Consider the following 22,649-nt stretch of genomic DNA (forward strand, 5'->3'; position numbering starts at 1 on the left):
GCGGTTATTCGCCCTACCAGGCTCACGTGCCATGCAGAAGGTCACCCTGGAGGGATCTCCGTTCCGTAGGGCGAATAACGCCACCGGCGTTATCCGCCGGCACCCCGCCGCAACGGCGGATAACCGCAAGCGGTTATTCGCCCTACCAGGCTCACGCGCCATGCGGAAAGGCCACCCTCGGGTGGCCTGGATTGCGTATGGCGACCAACGCCACGGGCGCTATCCGCTGCCTACCTGCGGTGCTTCTTCATCGCCACCCGGCGCAGGTCGATACCGATCACCACCGGGTCGTGGTCGGAGGCCCGGTAGGGTTCGGCGTTGTACAGGCTGTCCTGCTGCCGAGGGGTCTTGAACTCGACGTTGTAGTCCAGCACCCGGGGCTCGTCGGCGTTGATGTTCCACTCCACCGCGCCGCGTACCTGGCGCGCCAGGCTGGCGTTGGCGAGGGCGTGGTCGAGGTAGCCGGACTGCCCGGAGAACACGTAGGAGTAGCCCTTTCCTGCTCCCGCCTGACGCGCCACCAGGTCGGTGTAGCCGGCGCCGCGGATGACGTTCACAGGGTCTTCCTTGGCATAGGCATTGAGGTCGCCGATGATCAGGCGGTCAGGCTCCTTGGCGCCCGTCGGATCGCCCGCCAGCCAGTCCACCAGGGCCTGGGCGGCGCGCGCCCGGGTCAGGTTGCAGTTGCCCTGGCCGTCGCCTGTATCCGGGTCGCCGTCGCAGGCCGAGCCCTTCGACTTCAGGTGGTTCACCGCGATGGTCAGGCGTTCGCCGCCATTGATCTCCTGGAAGGTCTGGGCCAGGGTCGGACGGTTGCGGGTGTCGTCGAACTCCGGGTTCACCGAGCTGTCGAGCACCGCCGCGGATCGATAGGTGCGTACCTTGTCGCCGCGATAGATCAGCCCCACGGCAATTTCGTCGCTGCCCAGCTTCGCCCGGTTCGGGTTGACGAAGGCATAGCGCTGGCCCTGGGGCAGGCTGGCGTTGAGGCCGTTGACCAGGTCGGCGATGGCGCTGAACTCGCCGTAGCCGTCGTTCTCGATCTCCATCAGGCCGACGATGTCCGCCTTCGAGGCGAGGATCGCCGCGACGATCTTCGCTTTCTGCCGTTGGAACTCCTCGGCCGTGTTGGCCCCGCGCGAGGTGGGGAAACCGCCGCCCTTGCCATCGCCGTTGAAGTAGTTGAGCACGTTGAAGCTGGCCACCCGCAGGCGCCCTTCCACCGCCGGCTGGGCCGGACGCGGATTGGCCGCCTCGAAGGTCGGCGTCTGCAACGGCTGGATACGGTAGCTGCCGGCCGAGTAGTCGAGCACGCCGTCGATAGCGCTGGTGCGGTCGCCGACGCGCAGGCTGTTGTAGGCACTCAGTTCCGGCGCCGGATAGCGGATCGGGTCGGGGTTCTGCCCGCTGCGGCCGTCGTCGAGGAGAATCCGGTCGAGGTCGTTGCGCGCCTGCATGGCCTTGGCCTGTTCGCCGGGAGCCACCACGTTGGTCGGAGTCATCTGGCGGCCGCCGGAGGACAGCAGGACCTCGCCGTAGCGGCCGAGGTTGTAGACCTCGTTGACGGTCAGCGTCTGGCGGAGCTGCACGCGCATGCCTTCGTAGCGCTCCAGCGCATCGGCGCTGGCCAGCGGCAGGCGGATGCCGGCCGGCGTCGGCAAGGCCACGCCGCTCGCCAGGACGCTGACCTGCAGCGGCCCGACCAGCTCGGTGAGGCCGTTGAACTCGCGGACCTGGCCGATCACCCGGACGCGGTCGCCGAGCTTGACGTCGCTGCCGTTGCCGCCGTCGTAGACGAAGATGCCTTCGGAGGTCGCCGGGTCGCCGTCCACCGTGGCATCTTCCTGCTGCACGTAGAAGCCCTTCAACTCGCTGGCGTTCTGGAAGTCGCCGACCACCACGCCCTCGATGGCGACCCGCTGGTTCACCAGCGGACTTTCGGCGCCGGCGCCCTGCACCTCGTGGATCGGTCGCAGGCCGACCTCCTCGCCACCGCCGGGCTCGCCAGTGCCATGCTGTCCGAGGTTGGCGAAGGTGTCGCGCGGGTAGCCCAGCCATTGCGCCGCCGGGTCGAAGGCGTCGCTGGGATCGCTGTCGCCGTCGCGGATGTCGGCCTTGCGCACCAGGCTCCGGTCGAGGGTCTGCACATCGCCGCTGCCCCAGGTCGTGCCGGGGTTGAAGCCGACCTGGCCGAGGCTGTCGAGGATCTCGCCGCTGCGCCGGCGCAGCAGCACCGCGTCGTTGCCATTGAACCAGCTGCCTTCCACCCGCTGGCTGGCCAGCGCCAGCAACGCCGGGTCGGCCACGCCGTTGGCGAGGACGAAGGTCTTGCCCGGCGCCAGGCTGCCGCTCAGGTCGATGCTGCGGCCCGCCGCGCTGGCGCCGTTGAAATAGAACTCGACGCGGTAGGCGGAGAGGTCGAGGACCTGGCTGCCGCTGTTGTAGAACTCCAGCGCCTTGTTGTTGCCGCTGCCTTCGACATACTCGGAGATGATCAGCTCGCCGGCGTGGGCCACCGGCAGGCCCAGCAGGGCCAGGCCGCCCAGCAGGGCGGCGTTACGCAAGGGGTGCATCGGGATACTCCTTTATCGGAATGGGGTCGCCGCGGCTCAGGCGCCGTCGGGCTGCAGTTCCTGGGAAAACACCGGCTCGCCGTCGAGGTCGCGCAAGGTGACGGTGAGCGCGCGGCTTTGCGCATCGATCTCCACCTCGCCGAAGAACTGGTAGCCGGCGAAGGGGGAACTGTTCTGGACCAGCGGGGCCTTCTGGAACATCACCTGCGGGCCGAACGTGCCATCCAACGCGTTGGGTCCGAAACTACCGGCATTGAGAGGCCCGGCGACGAACTCCCAGAACGGCGCGAAGTCCTTGAACGCGGCGCGCTTCGGGCTGTAGTGGTGGGCAGCGCAGTAATGCACGTCGGCGGTCAGCCAGACGGTGTTGCGCACCCCGGCGCGCTGGACGAAGCGCAGCAGGTCGGCGATCTCCAGCTCGCGGCCGAGGGCGGCGCCGTCGTTGCCGTTGGCGATGGCCTCCCAGCGGTCGCGGCCCTGCGCGTCCTTGCCATCGGGCACGCAGAGGCCGATCGGCATGTCGGCGGCGATCACCTTCCACTGCGCGCGCGAACCGCGCAACTCGCGCTTGAGCCATTGCAACTGCTCACGGCCGAGGAAATCCGTGGCGGCGCTGCGCCGCGCCTGCAGGTTGGCGCTGTTGCCACCGCGGTAGCTGCGCATGTCGATGACGAACACGTCGAGCAAAGGGCCGTAGGCGACCTTGCGGTAGATCCGCCCGTCGCGCCCCTGGCGCTGGAAGCGCAGCGGCGCGTATTCGAGGAACGCCTGGCGCGCGCGGGCCGCCAGCACGTCGATGTCCTTCACCTGGTAGCGCTCGTCGAGCTGCTTGCTGGAGGACCAGTTGTTGGTGGTCTCGTGGTCGTCCCATTGCCAGATCTGCGGCACCTCGGCGTTGAAGCGGCGCAGGTTGTCGTCGAGCAGGTTGTAGCGGTAGTTGCCGCGGAACTCGTCGAGGGTTTCGGCGACCTTGCTCTTGGCCTCGGTCACCCGGTTGCGCCAGATGCGCCCGCTCTCGGTCTCGATACGTTCGGGGATCGGCCCATCGGCATAGATGGTGTCGCCACTGTGCAGGAAGAAATCCGGCTGGCGTCGGCGCATGGCTTCGTAGATACGCATGCCGCCGATATCCGGATTGATCCCGAAACCTTGCCCGCAGGTGTCGCCGCTCCAGACGAAACGGATATTGCGCGCCTCGCTCGGCGCACTGCGCAGGTGGCCGAACCAGGGCTTGCTCAGGCTGCCGTCGCGGGCATCCTCGAAGCGCACCCGGTAGAAGATCGACTGGTCGGCAGGCAAGCCACGCAGGTCGATGCGCGCGGTGTAGTCGAGGCGCTCGTCGGTGACCGGCGAGACCAGCCGGCGCGGCTCGCTGAAGACGCTACGGGTGTCCCATTCGACGATCATCCGCGCCGGGCGGTCGGTGCGGCTCCAGACCAGCGCGCGGTCGCCCTGCACGTCGCCGGATTGCACGCCATCGGTCAGCTTCGGCCGCGCCCTGGGCGAGGCGATCAGCGCCGGCGCGCCCAGCGCCGGCAACAGCAGTCCAGCGCCCAGGCCTTGCACGACGCGGCGGCGCTTGAGGTCCATCCCACTCATACCGGAGTTCTCCGCAGGCTTCACGAAGGTCCGGTTTACCGGGGCAAGTTGACAGGGGCGTTACGGAGACGGACAGGCTATTCGTTTCGTCAGGGGAAAGCCGGGTGTGAACGGCATTGTCTTCCAGTCGTTCCACGGTGATCGTCTCTTGCCTTCCAGCGTCCATTTGCGAGTCCGAGTGGAAGTCAGGCTGCCTATACGGCAGTGAACGGGGCGCTTGGTCGGCGCGAGCAAGGGACCGTTTTTTTAGCTACCTACACGGTAGTTGGCAACTTGAGGGAGGATGTCGCTTAAAGCTTGAGCGGGCTTCAGGCTCTAAGCGACGGTATCGCTGTTGTGCACTGCGGTGTAAATCGCCGACGTGCTCTGCGCCGTCCCATACCGGCAGAACGCTGTCGCTGCAGCAGACCTGGGCGCTCCTAACGTCGGCTATCTCTGCGGCTCTCCTGCACGAACCTCAAGCGCCCTGCGCACCTTGTACCACCTCGCCACGCTCCTCCCGCACCGCCCGCCCGGCGCGCTCCATCGCGTTCCACAGCCAAGGCGGCAGGTGCTCCGGGTCGAGGCTGTCGAGCAGGTTCTTCACCGCCAGGCCCAGCTCGGTGTCGCCCTCGATCACCAGGCGGCGGCGGAAGAACAGGGTATCCGGGTCTTCCTGCCGGCTGGCCAGCAACAGGAAGTCGCGCCAGTCGCCACGGATGATCACGCTGGCCCGTGGCCGTTCGACCAGGCGCAGGCCACCGGGTACCCGGGTGACGCACCAGCCGACGCCGAGGTCCCTCACTTCCAGGCGCAGCCAGCGACCTTCCAGCAGGTCGAAGGCGCCCTCCTCCAACGGCTGGGCGAACAGCCGGTTGGCGACCCGTTGCAGGACCAGGTGCTGGAGCCCGCGCGGAACCTTCGCCGCCAGCGGCAACAGGCGTCCGGCGACGCCGAGGAGCAGGCGTTGGCGGTTCAGCATAGCCCCGCCTCCTCTGCCCGCAGCATCCCCGGCCGGCCGTGCCAGTAGCCGTTGCAGCCTTCCACGGCGAGCGGCGGAGCGGCACCCTTGCGTACCCGGTCGAAGGCCGCGATCACCTCGGCCATGCCCTGCGCCCGAGGGCTCAGGCGTAGCAGGTCGGCGCCGCTATGTTCCAGCGAGCGGTAGTCGGCCAGCAGGTTGCTGACCTTGCCGGACATGGTCTGGATGCCGTTGAGGGTGAACAGCGCCTCGCCCTCCTGGCTGAGCAGCGGGATACCTTCGGGATACTGCTGGCAGCAGAACTGACAGTCGTCCTTGGGCCGGTTCTCCGCTCGCGCGGTGAAGCAGCGCGCCGAGTAGGCCAGCGGCAGGTGACCGTAGGCGAAGACCTCGGTCTGCAATTGCTCCAGGCCCAGCTGCGCAGCCTGGTCGAGCACCCCGCGCAGCAGCTTGCCGGAGACTTCCACCGGCGGAATCCAGCGACGCATGCCCCAGGAATACAGTTCGGCCAGGGCATGACCGTTGTAGAGGTTCAGCGCCGGACCGCCGACAAAGGGCACGCCGCGCTGGCTGAGGTAATAGACGGCGGCCATGTCGTTGGCCTCGACCCGGAGTTCGCCGTTCTCGCATAGCCGGCGCAGGCTGGACAGCTCCGAAGCGGCCTCGATCAGCGCCAGCCCGGAGAGCACCAGCTCGGCACGGGTCGCCTGCGCCAGCTCGCGGGCCAGCGCCTGCCAGTCGTTCAGGGACAGCGCCCGGCGCTTGGCGCAGACGGTCTCGCCGAGATAGATGACGTCGAGCGGCTGGCCGGCCATCTCGGCGTAGAAATCGAATATCTGCCGCTTGTCCCAGTAGAACAGCAGCGGTCCCAGGCTCAGTTTCATCGCGGCGGTCCTCACTGCCAGGAACGGTGATAGGCGCCCAGGGTGGTCTGGTGCCCTTCGGAAAGTCCGGCCAGCGCGCGCTGCCATTGCGGCTGCACGCTATAGGCGCCCGGCGCGCTGGCGTAGCTGTCCAGCGCCTGGCGCCAGACCCGGGTGACCTGCTCGACGTAGGCCGGGCTGCGCTGGCGGCCTTCGATCTTCACCGCCGCCACACCGATTTCCGCCAGTTGCGGAACCAGGTCCAGGGTGTTCAGGCTGGTCGGCTCCTCCAGCGCATGGAAGCGCTGACCATTGACCAGGAAACGGCCCTTGCAGAGGGTCGGGTAGCCGGCCGCCTCGCCGGTGGCGTAGCGGTCGATGAGCACTTCGTTGAGGCGCGAGGTCAATCCCTCCGGCTCCTCGCTCCAGCGCACCGCCCTGGCCGGCGAACAGACGCCGCAGAGGTTCGGCGACTCGCCGGTGACGTAGGACGACAGGTGGCAGCGGCCCTCGGCCATGATGCACAGGCTGCCGAAGGCGAATACCTCCACCGGCACCGGACTGCCGGCCGCCACCTGGCGCACCTGCGCCAGCGATAGCACGCGGGGCAGGACCGCGCGCCGGATGCCGTAGCGTTCGTGGTACAGCGCCAGCGCCGCGGCATTGGTTGCCGAGCCCTGTACCGACAGATGCAGGTTGAGCCGCGGATGACGCTTCGCGGCATAGCCGAGCACCGCCACGTCGGCGGCGATCAACGCATCGACGCCGAGGTCGGCGGCCTGGTCCACCGCGCGCTGCCAGCGCTCCCAGCCCTGCGCGCTGGAATAGGTGTTGACCGCTACGTAGAGCTGCCGCCCGGCCTCGTGGACTCGCCGCAGGCCTTCCTGCAACTGGCGTTCGTCAAGGTTGAGGCCGGCGAAATGGCGGGCGTTGGTGTCGTCGCGGAAACCGACGTAGATGGCATCGGCGCCCTGTCGCAGGGCCGACTTCAAGGCGGGCAGGCTGCCCGCCGGACAGACCAGTTGCATGGGGTTGCTCCTCTGGCGAAAAACGCGCTCCGCGGCAGTGGGCAACCCCGGGGCACAGGCGCCACACTCTAGAAAGACGCTCCCGGTCGGCGCTTGACCGGGATCAAGAAGGCCTCAGGCCATCAATGCGGAGAACGGCAGAAAGTCGATCGCATCACCCACGCCCAGGGTGGCGCCGCGCTCGATCACCGCCAGCCCGTCCGCCCAACTGGCGGCAAGCAGCATCGCCGAGCCCTGCTGCGGGTGGATCTCCACCCGCCCCCGCTCATCGAGTCGCGCCCGCAGGTACTGGCGACGCGCCCGTGGCTGCGGCCAGTCGAAGGCCGCCGGCAGCGCCAGCGCCCGCGGCAGCACGTCGAACAGTCCCTGCTGGCGAAGCAGGAACGGGCGCGCCACCAGCAATGCGGTGACCAGCGCCGCCGCAGGGTTGCCGGGCAGCCCCAGCCAGGGCTTGCCGGCCACGGAGCCGAAGGCGAACGGCTTGCCCGGCTGGATCGCCAGGCGCCACAGGTTGACCTCGCCAAGCTCGGCGATGGCGCGCTTGAGGTGGTCTTCCTCGCCTACCGAGACACCGCCGCTGGTGACCAGCGCGTCCCATTCGGAGGCAGCCAGGCTGAGTGCATCGCGGCTGGCCACCAGTTCGTCGGCGAGCACTTCCTCGTCGTGCACCTCGAAGCCGAGGCCGCGCAGCAAGGCGCCGATGCAGTAACGGTTGGCGTTGTAGATCTGCCCGGCCAACAGTGTCTGGCCGGGCTCGCGCAATTCGTCGCCGCTGCTCAGCAGGCCGATGCGCAAGCGCCGACGCACCGAGACCGTGGCGACGCCGAGACTCGCCAGCAGGCCGAGTTCCTGCGGGCGCAAGCGCTGTCCGGCACGCAGCACCGGCGCGCCGCGACGCAACTCCTCGCCGCGCCGGCGCACATGCTGGCCGGCGCTCACCGGCGGCAACTGCACGCGCTCGCCGTCGACCACGCAGAGTTCCTGCGGCACCACGCAGTCGGCGCCGGTCGGCAGCGGTGCGCCGGTGAAGATCCGCGCCGCCTGGCCCAGCGGCAGGCTCATGCCGCGGGTGTCGCCGGCGGCGATCCGCGCGCCGACCGTCAGGCTGCCGCCGCTGCGCGGCAGGTCGGCGGAGCACAAGGCGTAGCCGTCCATCGCGCTGTTGTCCCAATGCGGCAGGTCCATCGGCGCCAGCAGGTCCTCGCCGAGCACTCGTCCCAGCGCCCGCTCCAGGGCCAGGCTCTCGCAGGCTGGCGGGCGCGGCGCGCGCGCCAGCAGTTCGGCCAGCGCCTCGTCGAGCGGGCGCAGCTGGCCGCCACCGCAGGCGCAAGCGCTCACGAGCGGCACCCGCAGCCGACCACCGGCACCACGGCTGGCGGGGTCTTCAGGTGCGGGACGAAATTGCACGGACGGGTGCGGCTGTCCAGTTGCGCCAGGAGAATCTCGTTCCAGGCGGTGCGACAGGCGCCCGGCGAGCCGGGCAGGCAGCACACCAGGGTGCCGTTGCTGAGCCCGGCCAGCGCCCGCGACTGGATGGTGGAAGTGCCGATCTCGCGCTGCGAGAGCTGGCGGAACAGTTCGCCGAAGCCCTCGACCTCACGCTCGAACAGCGGCCCGACTGCCTGCGGGGTGTTGTCCCGCGCGGTGAAGCCGGTGCCGCCGGTGATCAGGCCGACCTGTACCTCGGGGTCGGCGATCCAGGCCGAGACCACCGCGCGGATCTGGTAGATGTCATCGGTCTTCAGGCTCCGCTGGTGCAGGCGATGACCGGCGGCCAGCAGCGCGTCGGCGAGGGTCTGGCCGGAAGTATCGGTTTCCAGGGTACGGGTGTCGCTGACGGTGAGGATGGCGATGTTCAGCGGCTGGAAGGTGGAGGTGGCCAGGTGGCTCATGGAAGGGGGTCCTCGGAACGGGCGATGCCTCAGCCTGAACCGCGGGCCCCCGGCTGGCTATTCCTCCGAAGAGGTAAGCCGGCGGCGCGAGTGGGTAGCCGTCACTCCTCCCAGCGCTGCGCGGCGGCCTGGTCGCTGCAGCGGCCTTCGACCCAGCGCGGGCCTTCGGCGGTGTCTTCCTTCTTCCAGAACGGCGCGCGGGTCTTCAGGTAGTCCATGACGAAGTTGCAGGCGTCGAACGCCGCCTGCCGGTGGGCGCTGGCGCAACCGACGAAGACGATTGGCTCGCCCGGCTCCAGGCGGCCGATGCGGTGGAGAATCTCCAGGCGCAGCAGCGGCCAGCGCTGCCCGGCCTCGGTGGTGATCTTGCCAAGGGCCTTCTCGGTCATGCCCGGATAATGTTCGAGGAACATCCCGCCGACCTCGCGACCGTCGTTGAAGTCGCGCACGTAGCCGACGAAGCCGACCACCGCGCCGATGCCGACGTTCTGCGCATGCAGGGCGTTGAGCTCCTGCCCCGGATCGAAAGCGGCCTGCTGGACGCGGATGGCCATGGGTTCAACCTCCGGTGACGGTGGGGAAGAAGGCGACTTCGTCGCCGTCCTGCAGCGGCTCGTCGAGGCCGCACAGTTCCTGGTTGCGCGCGCACATCAGGTTCTGCTCGCCGAGGGTACTCTCCCAGGCCCCGCCGCGCTCCACCAGGAGCTGGCGCAAGGCGCCGAGGGTCGCCAGCCCGGCGTCCCAGTTCAACTGCTCGCCGTCGACGCCGAGGGCTTCGCGGTAACGGGCGAAATACTGCACGCGGATCATGCCTGCCCTTCCTCCTCTTTGCGGTAGTGGCCGCTCTTGCCGCCGAGCTTCTCCAGCAACTGGACCTGCTCGATGACCATCCCGCGGTCCACCGCCTTGCACATGTCGTAGATGGTCAGGGCCGCGACGCTGGCGGCGGTGAGCGCTTCCATCTCCACGCCGGTCTGCCCGGCCAGCCGGCAACGCGCGCGGATGCGCACGGCGTCCGGCGCCTCGGCCTGCAGTTCGAGCTTGACGCTGGTGAGCAGCAGCGGATGGCACAGCGGGATCAGTTCGTGGGTGCGCTTGGCCGCCTGGATGCCGGCGATCCGCGCCACGGCGAAGACGTCGCCCTTGGGATGGCCGCCGTCCTGGATCAGTTGCAGGGTTTCCGGGCGCATGCGCACCACGGCCTCGGCCGTGGCTTCACGGGAGGTCACGGCCTTTTCCGTGACGTCGACCATGTTGGCGCGGCCTTGGGAATCGAGATGGGTCAGCACGTGGGTGCTCCTGAGGGAAGGTACTGGCCAGCCATTGTAAGCCCTGGGGGACAGGGTGCGATGCCTGGAGCGAGTGCGGAAGAGGAATGAGTGTATACAAAAATAGGTACATCCCCCACTGGCCTTCGGTGCCCGGCCCTCGATGCCAGTGCTACGCCAGGGCAAACCTCCAACCGAAAGCCAGGAACAACGATGGAGGCGACGCACGGCCATGGCATGCCCCCGAGAAACCGGGACGATCCACGCCGCGCAAACATATACGCATCAGGCAATCCAGGAGTCCTTCGACGGCCGGGGACATCCAACCCGCCTTAGGCTCTTCGCGCGTCATTGATAGCTCAATGTAAAAGTGGCCGAGCCATTGGCACTGCCTGGCGTAACCTGGGAGGCGGTCTTGATATAACCCGCCTGGAGAGGGACGACGACATCGACATTGCCGAACTCCCCGATTTGCCATTGATTGACATTGCCCGCCTGGCTGGAGTCGGGGCCATACCTGACGACCTGGCCGTCCGCTCTCCTTATCTGTATGCCAACTCCCGATGCCTTGGAGGCCGCTGAAAGCGAGAGCACGCCGCTGGTGTTCCCAGGGTTGGAAGCATCGGTAAAAGTCACGAACATCCTCGTGGTAGAGCCCTCCTCCCCACCGGAACACCTGAGTTTGAGGTCGAATTTCTTAACACCAGCAAGAGCCCCGTCCATCAGGCTGGAAATTTTGACTTGCTCAAAGTTGACCGGCACGCTTTTGCTGAGCAGGGAACAGGTGGGGACCCTCGGCTTGATCGGGATTGAGCCGTTCACCCTGATTCTCCGGGCCACCAGCCCCTCGTTCAGGACGACCGTCCTACCCAGCTCCCCGGTAATTTCTCCAGCGGAGGTGATCCGTCCGGTTTTCACCAGTTCCACCGTGAAGTTTGAAGCAGCATCCAGCGTGTAAGTGGTGGACGTCGAATCACGATATTGCGGCCACCACGACTCGGGATTGATGCCTCCCCTGATTCTCACGCCCACGCCTGCGACCGTTGTTGGATAGGTGTTATATAGGCCGGGGGCCGGCGCCGTCGACCCGACATAAATGACGGTACCGATAGCACTGGTACAGGAAATGCTTCCTCCCATTCCCGACGAATTGCCGGAAGAGGAGAAGATCACCGTTCCCAGGGGAATGTTCGGATCGAACTCATCGGGCGTAAAGCGCGGCAGAGTCACTATGAGAGAGTCGACCGTGACGCCATCGCTTCTTATTACCTTGCAACTGCCCACAGCGAAACAGGAGTTGGCCAGCAGGAAGCCAAGGAGTATGTACCTAAAGAAAACGCGGCGAAACATGTCTGAAGTTTCTCATTGAAATTTACGGATGCGAAATTTATCACCGCCGTAAAATTCGTAATCTTACGAATATCTACATAAGAAATTTCTTATAAAAGAATATGAAACCTCCCCTGAACCACTCAGAGGCCTGGCTGGAGCAGACGGTTCCTGGCGCCCGGAGAAGCCGCCGGTCACGACCGGGGCAAGGGGTCCCGCCCGGCCGACCGGCCAGGCGGGACAGGGAAGGCAGGAAAGGCCCGGTTGAGGCCTGCGCGGCCGGCGACTACATGTGCGCCTCGGCGTACTCCGCCAGCACCGAGCGCGGCACCCCTTGCAGGGTCACGTGCACGCCGTGGGGGAAGTCCTTGAAGCGTTCGGTGAGGTAGGTCAGGCCGGAGCTGGTGGCGGACAGGTAGGGCGTGTCGATCTGCGCCAGGTTGCCCAGGCAGATCACCTTCGAACCGCTGCCGGCGCGGGTGATGATGGTCTTCATCTGGTGCGGCGTGAGGTTCTGGCATTCGTCGATGAGGATCAGGCTCTGCTGGAAGCTGCGACCGCGGATGTAGTTCAGCGACTTGAACTGCAGCGGCACCTTGCTGAGGATGTAGTCGACGCTACCGTGGGTGCATTCGTCGTCCATGTGCAGCGCTTCGAGGTTGTCGGTGATGGCGCCGAGCCAGGGCTCCATTTTTTCCGCCTCGGTGCCGGGCAGGAAGCCGATGTCCTCGTCCAGGCCCTGCACGCTGCGGGTGGCGATGATGCGCCGGTAGCGCTTGCTGACCATGGTCTGCTCGATGGCCGCGGCGAGCGCCAGGATGGTCTTGCCGGAACCGGCGGCACCGGACAGGTTGACCAGGTGGATGTCCGGGTCGAGCAGCGCGTACAGCGCCAGCGACTGGTACACGTCGCGTGGCCGCAGGCCCCAGGCTTCCTGGTGCAGGAGCGGCTCCTGGTGCAGGTCGAGGATGGTCAGCTCGTCCTGCTGGATGCCCTTGATCCAACCGACGAAGCCCTGTTCGTCGACGATGAACTCGTTGATGTGCACCGCCGGCAGGTTGTCGGTGAGCTGCACGCGATGCCAGGTACGGCCGTGGTCCTGACGGGTCTCGACCTTGCTCACGCGGTCCCAGAAGGAGCCGGCGAGGGAATGGTAGCCGCGCGACAGCAGGGCCACGTCGTCGATCAACTGGTCGGTGTGGTAGTCCTCCGCGTCCACCCCGCAGGCGCGCGCCTTCAGGCGCATGTTGATGTCCTTGGTCACCAGCACCACGCGCACGCCGCTGTGGCGGCTCTTCAGCTCGACCAACTGGTTGATGATCTTGTTGTCGTTGAGGTGCTCCGGCAGCCAGGTGATGGGCTCGGCGCGCTTGCTCATGAGGATCGACAGGCTGCCGCTGGGGCCGTTCTTGCCACGCTGGATCGGTACCCCTCCCTCGACCTGCTCGGGCGTGGCCTCGCCCAGAACCTGGTCGATCAGGCGGATGGCCTGGCGACACTCGGCGGCGATGGTGTGCTTTCCGGTCTTCAGCTTGTCCAGCTCTTCGAGCACCGTCATCGGGATCGCGACACGGTGCTCCTGGAAGTTCAACAAGGCATTCGGATCATGGATCAGGACATTGGTATCGAGGACGTACAGGGTAGGTTGGGTGGGGCGGGAACGTCCGTGGTCATCCATACGCGATCACCTTCTGCTAAGGGCCTGGCGACGGAATGCCGGGTCAGCGCTCCGCCGGGGGGCGAGCCGCCTTCTCTCTTCCGGTGGGGAGAGCCTGACAGCAGAGGTGAGGGCCGGGGCCGCCACCTGTGCTGCAGGGTTCGGCGGTCTACGGTTCCACAAATACCGCAAAAAATATGACGGTAAAAAGTACTTTTCGTCATCAGCAGGTTTTTTTTCCGCAAGCGACGAAATACCTTGGCGCAGCCCTGCGCGAGGTCTAGTGTTATCGGTCCCATCCCTGTGAAAACCCTCCGTTTTTCCGTGCCTCAACGGTTTTCCAGCGCCATTCCCTTCCCCCTGCCCCTGCGACATAAAGCCGCCACTGCGCCCTGCGCCGCCTTCCTGTATGAATCCGGGGCTTGACCTTGACACGATGTCAAGGCTGAACCTGGCGACAGATCTCACCGGCGCGCCCCAGGGCGTCTGCGGTGCCACTTCTGTCCATTCCAAGGAGGACTCATGAACAGCGCCACGCTAACCGAGCTCGATCTGCCGGTCAGCGGCATGACTTGCGCGTCCTGCGCCGGCCGTGTCGAACGAGCCCTGAAGAAAGTGCCCGGGGTCGCGGCCGCCTCGGTCAACCTGGCCAGCGAGCAGGCCCGCGTACAGGCCCCGGCGGACAGCCTGCTGGCCCTGGTGGCGGCGGTCGAGCAGGCCGGCTACCAGGTTCCGGCGCGCAGCCTGGAACTGTCCATCGAGGGCATGACCTGCGCCAGTTGCGTCGGCCGGGTCGAGCGGGCGCTGAAGAAGGTGCCCGGCGTACGCGAAGTCAGCGTCAACCTGGCCAGCGAGCGCGCCCACCTCGAGCTGCTCGGCGCCGTGGACAGCCAGGCCTTGCTGCAGGCGGTGGAGCAGGCCGGCTACAAGGCCCGCCTGCTCGACGCGGGGCAGCCCCGCCAGGACGATGCCGAGCGCCGCCTGCGCCGCGAACGCTGGTGGGTGATCGCCGCACTGTTGCTGGCGTTGCCGCTGGTGCTGCCGATGCTGGTGGAATGGGCCGGCCTGCACTGGATGCTGCCGCCGTGGGCGCAGTTCCTCCTGGCGACTCCGGTGCAGTTCGTCATCGGCGCGCGCTTCTATGTCTCCGCCTGGCGCGCGGTGAAGGTCGGCGCCGGCAACATGGACCTGCTGGTCGCCCTCGGCACCAGCGCCGGCTACGGGCTCAGCGTCTACCTCTGGCTGACCGCCCCGCCCGGCCACATGCCGCACCTCTACTTCGAAGCCTCGACCGTGGTGATCGCCCTGATCCTCCTCGGCAAGTACCTGGAAAGCCGCGCCAAGCGCCAGACCGCCAGCGCCATCCGCGCCCTCGAGGCGCTGCGCCCGGAGCGCGCGGTGCGCCTGCGCGACGGTCGCGAGGAAGAGGTGGCGATCGCCGAGTTGCGCCTCGGCGACGAGGTGGTAGTGCGTCCCGGCGAACGCTTCCCGGTGGACGGCGAGGTACTCGACGGCAGCAGCCACGCCGACGAGGCGCTGATCACCGGCGAGAGCCTGCCGGTGCCCAAGGCTCCCGGCGACAAGGTCACCGGCGGCGCGATCAACGGTGAAGGCCGCCTGCTCCTGCGCACCACCGCGCTCGGCGGGGAAACGGTGCTGGCGAAGATCATCCGCCTGGTGGAAGACGCCCAGGCCGCCAAGGCGCCGATCCAGAAGCTGGTGGACAAGGTCAGCCAGGTCTTCGTCCCGGTGGTGATCCTCATCGCGCTGGTCACCCTCGGCGCCTGGCTGGTCGCCGGGGTCGGCCTGGAGCAGGCCCTGGTGAACGCCGTGGCGGTGCTGGTGATCGCCTGCCCCTGCGCCCTCGGCCTGGCCACCCCCACCGCGATCATGGCCGGCACCGGCGTGGCCGCGCGCCACGGCATCCTGATCAAGGACGCCGAGTCCCTGGAAGTCGCCCATGCGGTCACCAGCGTGGCCTTCGACAAGACCGGCACCCTGACCTCCGGGCGACCGCAGATCATCCACCTCGGCGGCGACGACCAGGAGCAACTGCTCAGGCTCGCCGGCGCCCTGCAACGCGGCAGCGAGCACCCGCTGGCCAAGGCCGTGCTCGAGCGCTGCGCCGAGCGCGACCTGGAGGTTCCGTCGGTGAACGCCAGCCAGGCCCTTAGCGGTCGCGGCATCCAGGGCGAGGTCGAGGGTCGCCGGCTGGCCCTGGGCAACCGCCGCCTGCTCGACGAGCAGGAACTCAAGCCCGGCGCGCTGGCGAGTGCCGCCGCGGACTGGGAGGCCGAGGGCCGCACCCTGTCCTGGCTGCTGGAACTGGCTCCGGAGAAACGCGTGCTCGGCCTGTTCGCCTTCGGCGACAGCCTCAAGGACGGCGCCGCCGAAGCGGTGGAGGCCCTGCGCGAACGGGATATCCACAGCCACCTGATCACCGGCGACAACCGCGGCAGCGCGGCGGTGGTGGCCAAGGCCCTGGGCATCGACGACGTGCACGCGGAAGTGCTGCCGGCGGACAAGGCCGCCACGGTCGCCGAGCTGAAAGGTCGGGGCCGGGTGGTGGCGATGGTCGGCGACGGCATCAACGACGCCCCCGCACTGGCCGCCGCCGACGTCGGCATCGCCATGGGTGGCGGCACCGACGTGGCCATGCACGCCGCCGGCATCACCCTGATGCGCGGCGACCCGCGCCTGGTGCCGGCGGCGCTGGATATCTCGCGGCGGACCTACGCGAAGATCCGCCAGAACCTGTTCTGGGCCTTCATCTACAACGTGATCGGCATCCCGCTGGCGGCCTTCGGCCTGCTCAACCCGATGGTGGCGGGCGCGGCGATGGCCTTCTCCAGCGTCAGCGTGGTCGGCAACGCCCTGCTCCTGCGACGCTGGAAGCCCTGAGCCAGCACGCCAGGCACATGGGGTGGCGAGCCTAGCGCAACAACCCCATGTGCTTGGCCCGCGCCACCGCCTGGGTGCGGCGCTCGACGCCGAGCTTGTCGTTGATATGGCGGGCGTGGCTCTTCACCGTATGCAGCGAGATGAACAGCCGCTCGCTGATCTCCTGGTTGGACAACCCCTGGGCGATCAGCTCCAGCACCGCCAGTTCGCGCCCGCTGAGCACCTCGCCCGCACTGCCCGCGGGTTCGGCGGGCGGCTCCGGCAACAGCGCGCGCATGCGCTGGGCGCCGGGACAGGCAGGGAAGCGCTGCAACTGTTCGCGCAACCATTCCGGCTGCTGCACGAGCAATTCGTGGAGCGGCAGCAAGGCTCCGCCGACTGCACCCTCCATGGCCTGTTGCAGGGTCGCCAGCGCCTCGCGCTCGCGGCCCTGCTCCAGGTGCAGCGCGGCCAATTGGCCGAGGGCCAGGCGAGCCGGCAGCAACGCACCGTTCTCCCGCGTCGAGCGGGCCAGCCGGTCCAGGCGCCGGGCGGCTTCCTCCGGACGTCCTTCGCGGCGCTCCAGGCCGGCCTGGAGCAACTCCACATGCAGCGGCAGCAGCGGGCTGCATTCCGGCGGCGTGGCCGCCTGCCCGCCGTAGGTGCCGCCCAGGCGCTGTAGCCAGACGCCGGCCAGTTCGGTCTGGCCCTGGGCCAGCCAGAGTTCGCACTTGATCAGGGTGATCGCCGCCAGGTAGTAGATCGGCGGGATATCCCAGGCATGCATCAGTCGCTCGACGTCGCCAAGCCGGGCGAACGCCGCCGCGTAGTTGCCCAGGCGCCCTTCCAGGCTGGCCAGGACGCAATAGCCGATCACCAGGCTGACATCCCGGCAGCTGCGGGTTTCCTCGATCCCCTGCTTGATCCACTTGCGCGCTTCGTCCGGCTGCAGCGCCAGGCTGCGCAGGTAGCCGCGGTACAGCAGGAGCCGTCCGCGCACCGCGTAGCGGCGTTGCGCCGGCAGGTGCTGGAGGCGCTCCAGGCCCTGGCGCACCTCCTCCTCCGCGCGCGCCACCTCGCCGCGCGCCTGGAGGACGCGGGCGCGGTCGTAATGGACCAGTGCCTCGAACAGCGGGTTGCCGTAGCGCTGGGCGAACTCCAGGGCGTCGCGGTTGTAGTTGCGCGCCTGCCAGAAGTCGCCACGGGTCACCGCCAGGTTGCTCAGCGTCGACAGGCATTGCAGGCGGGTGCCGTAGCGCTCCCCGGCGAGGTCCTGCAAGGCCTCGCGGCAGTGCGCCTCGGCCTTGTCGATATCGCCGCGGCCGCGCGCGATCACCCCGCTCAGGGCCTGCCACTGGGCCAGCAGGTCGCGCTGCGCGGACTCGTCCGGCGCCGGCAGGAAACGCGCCAGTTGGCCGGCCAGCTCTTCCGCGGCATCCAGTTGGCAGGCCAGTGCCAATGCCCAGCCGTACAGCAGGATCAGGCGCGGCGTGCTCGCCAGGAGGCTGTCCGGCAGGTCCATCTTCCAGCGCAGCAGGGTGGCGATGTTCTGCTCCGCCAGCAGTTGCTCTTCCGACAGGTTCTGCACCAGGCTCGCCGCCACGTCCGGCTGGCCTGCGCGCAGCGCCTGCTCCACCGCCTGGTCGAGCAGGCCATGGCGGCTGAACCAGCCGCAGGCGCGCAGGTGCAGGGAGCCGGCGGACGGACCGAAGTCGGGCAAGGGACGCGCCAGCAGCAGGTCGGAGAACAGGTGGTGGTAGCGGAACCACTGGCCGTTTTCGTCCAGCGGCACGAGGAAGACCTGGTGCTGCTGCAAGTGGTCGAGGATCGCCGCGCTGTCGCCGGCCTCGCGCACGGTATCGCAGAGTTCGGCGCAGAAGCGCTCGAAGCGCGCGGTCTGGGCGAGGAACGCCTGCACCTCGGGGGGCTGCCGCTCGATCACCTCCTCCAGCAGGTAGTCGCGGATCAGCTCGTCGGCGCCGTGTACCCCGGGACTGACCTGTTCCTCTGGATCGCCGCGCGCCAGCAGCCACAGGCGTAGCCCGGCGACCCAGCCTTCGCTGCGCTCGAGCAGCGCGTCCAGCGCGTCCTCGTCCAGTTCGAGGCCGCTGGCGGCCATCAGCGCCCCGCTCTCCTCGGCGGTCAGGCGCAGGTCCTGTTCGCTGAGTTCGAGCAATTGCCGCGACAGGCGCAGGCGCGCCAGGTGCCAGTCCGGCCGCTGCCGGCTGGTGACCAGCAGCACCAGGCCCTCGGGCAGGTGGTTGAGGAGGAACTGCAGGCAACGGTCGAGCACCGCGCCCTGGGCCAGGTGGTAATCGTCCAGCACCAGCAGCAGGGGGCGCTGCGGGTCCAGGCAGGGGGCGAGTTCGTCGAGCAGGTCGTCGAGCCAGGTCTCGAAGGCGAACGGCTGGTGGCGCTGGCGCATCTTCAGCAGGCCGAGGGCCTCTTCGCCCAGGGTCGGGTGGTACTGTCGCAAGCCATCGAGCAGGCGTTCGAGGAAACGTCCGGGATCGCTCTCGCGGCTGCTCAGTCCCAGCCAGAGGCTCTGCCAGCGCGGGTCGAGGCTTTCGCAGAACTCGATGGCCAGGGAACTCTTGCCGAATCCGGCGGGCGCGGCGATCAGCAGCAGGCGACCATCCAGTCCGTCGCGCAGTCGACGGCAAAGACGCGGGCGCGCCACATGGGCCGACGGCAGCGGGGGGCGGAAAAAGCGGTTGGCCGTCGGCAGGACGGCGGATGGAGTGCCCGAGAAGGTGCGCGAGAAGTCAGTCATCACCCGGTTTCTTGGTTTATGTATGGGGCGTGAACGCTCCGGAGACTAACCACAAGTGATGGCTATTTGAAGCACTATCCATCGGCTCGGACGAAATAGCGCCCCGGCGCTTCAGCTCGACAACCAAGGAAAGACCGGTTTCCCGGCGCGGTCCAGGCGCGGCAAACGTTTCCCGGCCGCACAGGTGCCCGCCGGGAGGACCACGGCGGCGAAATCCGCGGGCGAGGAGGGAAAACACTTTGTAATGAATTGGCGCCCGGACCGGCAACGCCACCCGCGAAAACGAAGAAACCGGCACAAGGCCGGTTTCTTCGTGGACAGGAAACCGTTTCTCAGCGCACCCCTTCCTGGCGCAGCGCCGCCGGGGTGTAGTCGCTTTCCGAAGCGCTGTAGTTGAAGTCGTAGGCCTGTTTCTCCTCGTTCTTCATGCCCAGCGCCAGGTAGCGGCCGGAGAGCAGGTCGTAGAGGGTTTCCACCGCGTACCAGGGCACCTGCTTGTCGTAGTACTGCTCGGCATGCGCCTCGGCCACGCGCCACAGGGTGCCGCGACCGTCGTAATGGTCGATCTCGGCGGCCTGCCAGGTGTCCTCGTCGATGTAGAAGTCACGCTTGGCGTAGATGTGCCGCTCGCCCGGCTTCAGGGTCGCGACCACATGCCAGACGCGGTGCAGCTCGTAGCGGGTCAGGTCCTGGTTGATGTGACCGGCCTTGACGATTTCGCTGTACTTGATCTTCGGATCGTCGAGCTTGTAGCTGTTGTAGGGAATGTAGATTTCCTTCTTGCCTTCCAGCTTCCAGTCGTAGCGGTCCGGCGCACCGTTGTACATGTCGAAGTTGTCCGAGGTGCGCAGGCCGTCGGCGGCGGTGCCGGGACCGTCGTAGGACACCTGCGGAGCCCGCCGCACACGGCGCTGGCCGGCGTTGTAGAGCCACGCCAGGCGCGGCTCCTTGACCTGGTTGAGGGTCTCGTGGACCAGCAGCACGTTGCCGGCCAGGCGCGAGGGCGCGGTGACCCGCTGCTTGAAGTAGAACAGCACGTTGCTCGGCTTGTTCGGGTTGTAGTCCTTCAGGTTGGTACGGAAGGTGAAGGCATCCTGGAAGTAGACCAGCTGGTAGGAGCCGTTGACCTGCGGAGTGGCCTGGGTCACCAGGCGCCGGACGCTGCCGCCGCGATAGCGGGTGATGTGGTTCCAGATCACCTCCAGGCCGTTCTGCGGGATCGGGAACGGGTTGGCGGTATCGAAGTTCTCCAGGCCGTTGCCGCCTTCCACCAGCTTGGTGGTGGTGGCGTTGCGCTTGGCCGCCTCCTGCACCGCCGCCGGGACGGTGGCGCTGCGGTGGGTCTTGTATACCGGGATCTTGTAGGTATCCGGGTAGCGCTTGAACATGGCCAGTTGGCCGGGAGTCAGCTTGTCCTTGTACTGGTCGACGTTCTGCGCGGTGATGGTGAACAGCGGTTGCTCGCTGGCATAGGGGTTGGCGAGGAAGCCACGGCTGTCGACGCTGCCGGCGTTGGTCGCCAGGCCGCCGTCCCAGGCGGGGATGCTGCCGTCGGCGTTGCCGGCCTTCTCCGCCCCCAACGGAGTCAGGCTGGTGCCGAGCTTGGCCGCCTCGTCGGCGGATACCGCCGCCATCACCTGGGTAGCCAGCAGGCTCAGGGCCAGTACACCGGTATGCAGAAGAATCTTCGTTGTTTTCATTCGCTCGTCGTCCTCGTTAAGTCCTGCTCGCCGGCCCGGTTCGCACCGGGCCGGCGTACATCAGAAGTTCATGCCGAAGCTGAGCGCGACGAAGTCGCGATCGTCCACGGTGGTGTACTTGCCGTCAAAGAAGTTGGTGTAGGAGAGGCTCGCGGTGTAGGGGTTCTGGTACTCCGCGTCCACCCCCAGGCTGACCGCCTTGCGGCCTTCCTCGAAGTTGGCGCCGGGGCCGGGCGAATAGCCATCGACGTCGTGCGACCAGGCCACGCTGGGCTTGAGGTTCACGCCCATGAACACGTCGTTGTAGTCCCAGATCGCACGGGCGCGGTAGCCCCAGGCATCGGTCGTGGTGTAGCCGTCTTTTTCACAATAGCGAGTGACGTTATTGGCGTTCGGATTTCCCGTCACACTTGCCGCTAAGCCCGAACAAGTGCTCAGGCCATTGAGCGTTCCCTCCATCGGGCCCGAGCCAAATGACGGATCACGCCCGTAACGCACGGTGGAACTACTTTCCAGCCCACCGACATGGGTCCAGCCGATCTCACCTACCACTGTCAAGCGCTCGGCGCCCATGACCTGGTCAAAGAAGTGCGTCAGGGTAGTCTGCAGTTGGGTGATTTCCTTGCGCCGATAGCCATGCATGTCCTCACCCGGCCGACCGTTCAGCAACGATGCGTTTTCATAAGGCCGGCTACCACCGATATTCACTGGGTCCAGAGCGGAGTAGAGAATATCGGTGGTGTTCAGTTGTACGGGAGCATTCGGCCGATAGCTGACCTCACCGCTCCAGGCGGTCCCATTGGGCAGCGTGGTTGAGAAACTCAGGCCGAACATGCGGATGTCTTCTGGATACTCAATGAAGTAATTGGAGTTGCCCGCAGTGGCTGCCGCCGCTGCCTGAGCAGCCAGGCTGGGACTGATAGCAGCGATATTGGTCGCAAAGTTATTGATGGCCGCCATCTTCTCGGCGGACGGTCCCTGACCACTAAAGATCGGCAGACGGCTGTGGTAATTCATGTAGTAGGCGCCGAACTCGGTGTTCAGTTCGTCGGCGAAGTAGCGCAGGGCGAAGCCGTACTGGCCACTGTCACGAGCGTCACGATCCGGTCCACGCTGCACCACGATCCCTTCGTTCCAGGGAGACGGAGTGATTCCCAGCCCCGCTCCGGACAACAGGCTGTTGAGCAGGTTGATGGACGCCTTGTTGTTGGTCAGCACCGCCAGGTTCTGGTCGCAGCCGTCGGCCACCACGTCCGGCTGGGAGAAGAAGGTGCCGCAGTTGTCGACCACCGTCTGGTCCCACTCGATCTGGTAGAAGCCTTCGGCGGACAGGTTGTCGGTGAGGTTCTGCGACAGGTAGAACATGTTCACCGGGATCAGGCCTTCCTTGATCTCCGAGCCGGGCCGGCGGAAGGCGGTGACGTCGATCGGGTTGATGGCGCTGATGCCGTTCTGGATGAAGGTGCTCTCGCCCCAGTTCACCACCTGCTTGCCCAGGCGCACGCTGCCCGGCAGGTCGCCGATGGCATAGTTGTGGTAGATGAAGGCGTCGAGCAGTTCGGCGCCGGAGGACTTGGCCAGGGTCTTGCGGCCGCTGTCGTCGATGTCCTTGAACTCGCGGTGCTCGTCCTTCAGCTCGAAGTCGTACCAGTACTTGCCGCGCAGGAACACACCGGTATCGCCGTACTTCAGTTCGAGGTCATGGATGCCCTTGAAGACCTTCGAGAACGTTTCCCCACGCTTGAAGTTCAAGTGGCTGTCGTCGGAGGTCTGGGAAAGTCCCTTGCCGCCGTTGTTCACACCGATCAGGTTCTTGTTCGGCTTGGCGGTCGACCAGCTGGCCCCGACCGACAACGCCGAATCGAAGGAACCTTCGATTTCCCCGATATTGAAGGTCACCCCAAAGGCCGGAGCCGCCAGCGAGGAAGCCAGGCTGACGGCCAACGGCAACCGGGCCCGACGCGAGAACGGATTACGGGTTGTCATCGACGCTACTCCATGTGTGTTTTTTGTTATGAGTGCGTGGACTATAGCTAGCGGTGCCTGCCGCTTGATCCCTCGAAAGTGTGATTTGCGCGGCGCAACCACTCTGGCTCGCGCCTTTGCGGCGGACGAAGAGTGACCGA

The 22,649-nt window shown here is 67.0% G+C and carries 16 protein-coding genes; 1 reads left to right on the forward strand and 15 read right to left on the reverse strand.

Annotated elements, in window-relative coordinates:
- Positions 1–230: 230 nt before the first annotated feature.
- From HMPREF2886_RS31730 to HMPREF2886_RS31785, 12 genes are all read right to left on the reverse strand, one after another.
- A complete protein-coding gene (locus HMPREF2886_RS31730) occupies positions 231–2,573 on the reverse strand; it encodes an endonuclease/exonuclease/phosphatase family protein (RefSeq protein ID WP_070749111.1) in 2,343 nt (780 codons plus the stop codon).
- A 36-nt stretch (positions 2,574–2,609) separates the two neighbouring features.
- A complete protein-coding gene (locus tag HMPREF2886_RS31735; RefSeq protein ID WP_070749113.1) occupies positions 2,610–4,172 on the reverse strand; it encodes an alkaline phosphatase D family protein in 1,563 nt (520 codons plus the stop codon).
- Between the two features lie 457 nt (positions 4,173–4,629).
- Positions 4,630–5,133 carry a ubiquinone anaerobic biosynthesis accessory factor UbiT gene (locus HMPREF2886_RS31740; protein ID WP_042165305.1) on the reverse strand — a complete coding sequence of 168 codons (504 nt, stop codon included), beginning with the start codon at positions 5,131–5,133 and terminating at the stop codon, positions 4,630–4,632.
- Positions 5,127–6,017 (reverse strand): U32 family peptidase, encoded by an 891-nt coding sequence (locus tag HMPREF2886_RS31745; RefSeq protein ID WP_003110916.1) that lies wholly within the window; start codon positions 6,015–6,017, stop codon positions 5,127–5,129. The genes HMPREF2886_RS31740 and HMPREF2886_RS31745 overlap by 7 nt, the downstream gene beginning before the upstream one ends.
- Positions 6,018–6,028: 11 nt before the next feature.
- Entirely contained in the window at positions 6,029–7,024 is a 996-nt protein-coding gene (locus HMPREF2886_RS31750; protein ID WP_033978704.1) for a ubiquinone anaerobic biosynthesis protein UbiU, read from the reverse strand.
- Positions 7,025–7,138: 114 nt separating this feature from the next.
- Positions 7,139–8,362: a molybdopterin molybdotransferase MoeA gene (glp, locus tag HMPREF2886_RS31755; RefSeq protein ID WP_033972242.1), complete on the reverse strand. Its 1,224-nt coding sequence runs from the start codon at positions 8,360–8,362 to the stop codon at positions 7,139–7,141.
- Positions 8,359–8,916, reverse strand: a complete 558-nt coding sequence (moaB, locus tag HMPREF2886_RS31760; protein ID WP_070749115.1) for a molybdenum cofactor biosynthesis protein B — start codon at positions 8,914–8,916, stop codon at positions 8,359–8,361. The genes glp and moaB overlap by 4 nt, the downstream gene beginning before the upstream one ends.
- Before the next feature lie 101 nt (positions 8,917–9,017).
- Complete coding sequence (gene moaE, locus HMPREF2886_RS31765) at positions 9,018–9,470, reverse strand: molybdopterin synthase catalytic subunit MoaE (protein ID WP_039026970.1); 453 nt, start codon at positions 9,468–9,470, stop codon at positions 9,018–9,020.
- 4 nt (positions 9,471–9,474) lie between these two features.
- A complete protein-coding gene (gene moaD, locus HMPREF2886_RS31770; protein ID WP_033972232.1) occupies positions 9,475–9,726 on the reverse strand; it encodes a molybdopterin converting factor subunit 1 in 252 nt (83 codons plus the stop codon).
- Positions 9,723–10,205 carry a cyclic pyranopterin monophosphate synthase MoaC gene (gene moaC / locus HMPREF2886_RS31775; RefSeq protein WP_003093030.1) on the reverse strand — a complete coding sequence of 161 codons (483 nt, stop codon included), beginning with the start codon at positions 10,203–10,205 and terminating at the stop codon, positions 9,723–9,725. The genes moaD and moaC overlap by 4 nt, the downstream gene beginning before the upstream one ends.
- A 327-nt stretch (positions 10,206–10,532) precedes the next feature.
- Complete coding sequence (locus HMPREF2886_RS31780; protein WP_039026971.1) at positions 10,533–11,534, reverse strand: fimbrial protein; 1,002 nt, start codon at positions 11,532–11,534, stop codon at positions 10,533–10,535.
- 265 nt (positions 11,535–11,799) lie between these two features.
- On the reverse strand, positions 11,800–13,191 hold the full coding sequence (locus HMPREF2886_RS31785) for a PhoH family protein (protein ID WP_003093038.1): 1,392 nt from the start codon (positions 13,189–13,191) through the stop codon (positions 11,800–11,802).
- A gap of 501 nt (positions 13,192–13,692) precedes the next feature.
- On the opposite strand from HMPREF2886_RS31785, the gene copA1 reads away from it, so the two are divergent.
- On the forward strand, positions 13,693–16,071 hold the full coding sequence (gene copA1 / locus HMPREF2886_RS31790) for a copper-translocating P-type ATPase CopA1 (RefSeq protein WP_070749117.1): 2,379 nt from the start codon (positions 13,693–13,695) through the stop codon (positions 16,069–16,071).
- Positions 16,072–16,102: 31 nt separating this feature from the next.
- Here copA1 and HMPREF2886_RS31795 read toward each other — a convergent pair whose 3' ends face one another.
- From HMPREF2886_RS31795 to HMPREF2886_RS31805, 3 genes are all read right to left on the reverse strand, one after another.
- Positions 16,103–18,823 carry a winged helix-turn-helix domain-containing protein gene (locus HMPREF2886_RS31795; RefSeq protein ID WP_003103006.1) on the reverse strand — a complete coding sequence of 907 codons (2,721 nt, stop codon included), beginning with the start codon at positions 18,821–18,823 and terminating at the stop codon, positions 16,103–16,105.
- A gap of 332 nt (positions 18,824–19,155) precedes the next feature.
- Positions 19,156–20,523 (reverse strand): DUF1329 domain-containing protein, encoded by a 1,368-nt coding sequence (locus HMPREF2886_RS31800; RefSeq protein WP_003103009.1) that lies wholly within the window; start codon positions 20,521–20,523, stop codon positions 19,156–19,158.
- A 60-nt stretch (positions 20,524–20,583) separates the two neighbouring features.
- Complete coding sequence (locus HMPREF2886_RS31805) at positions 20,584–22,509, reverse strand: DUF1302 domain-containing protein (RefSeq protein WP_070749119.1); 1,926 nt, start codon at positions 22,507–22,509, stop codon at positions 20,584–20,586.
- Positions 22,510–22,649: the final 140 nt, after the last annotated feature.

The sequence above is a fragment of the Pseudomonas sp. HMSC066A08 genome, from assembly GCF_001813025.1.
Classification (GTDB): domain Bacteria; phylum Pseudomonadota; class Gammaproteobacteria; order Pseudomonadales; family Pseudomonadaceae; genus Pseudomonas; species Pseudomonas aeruginosa.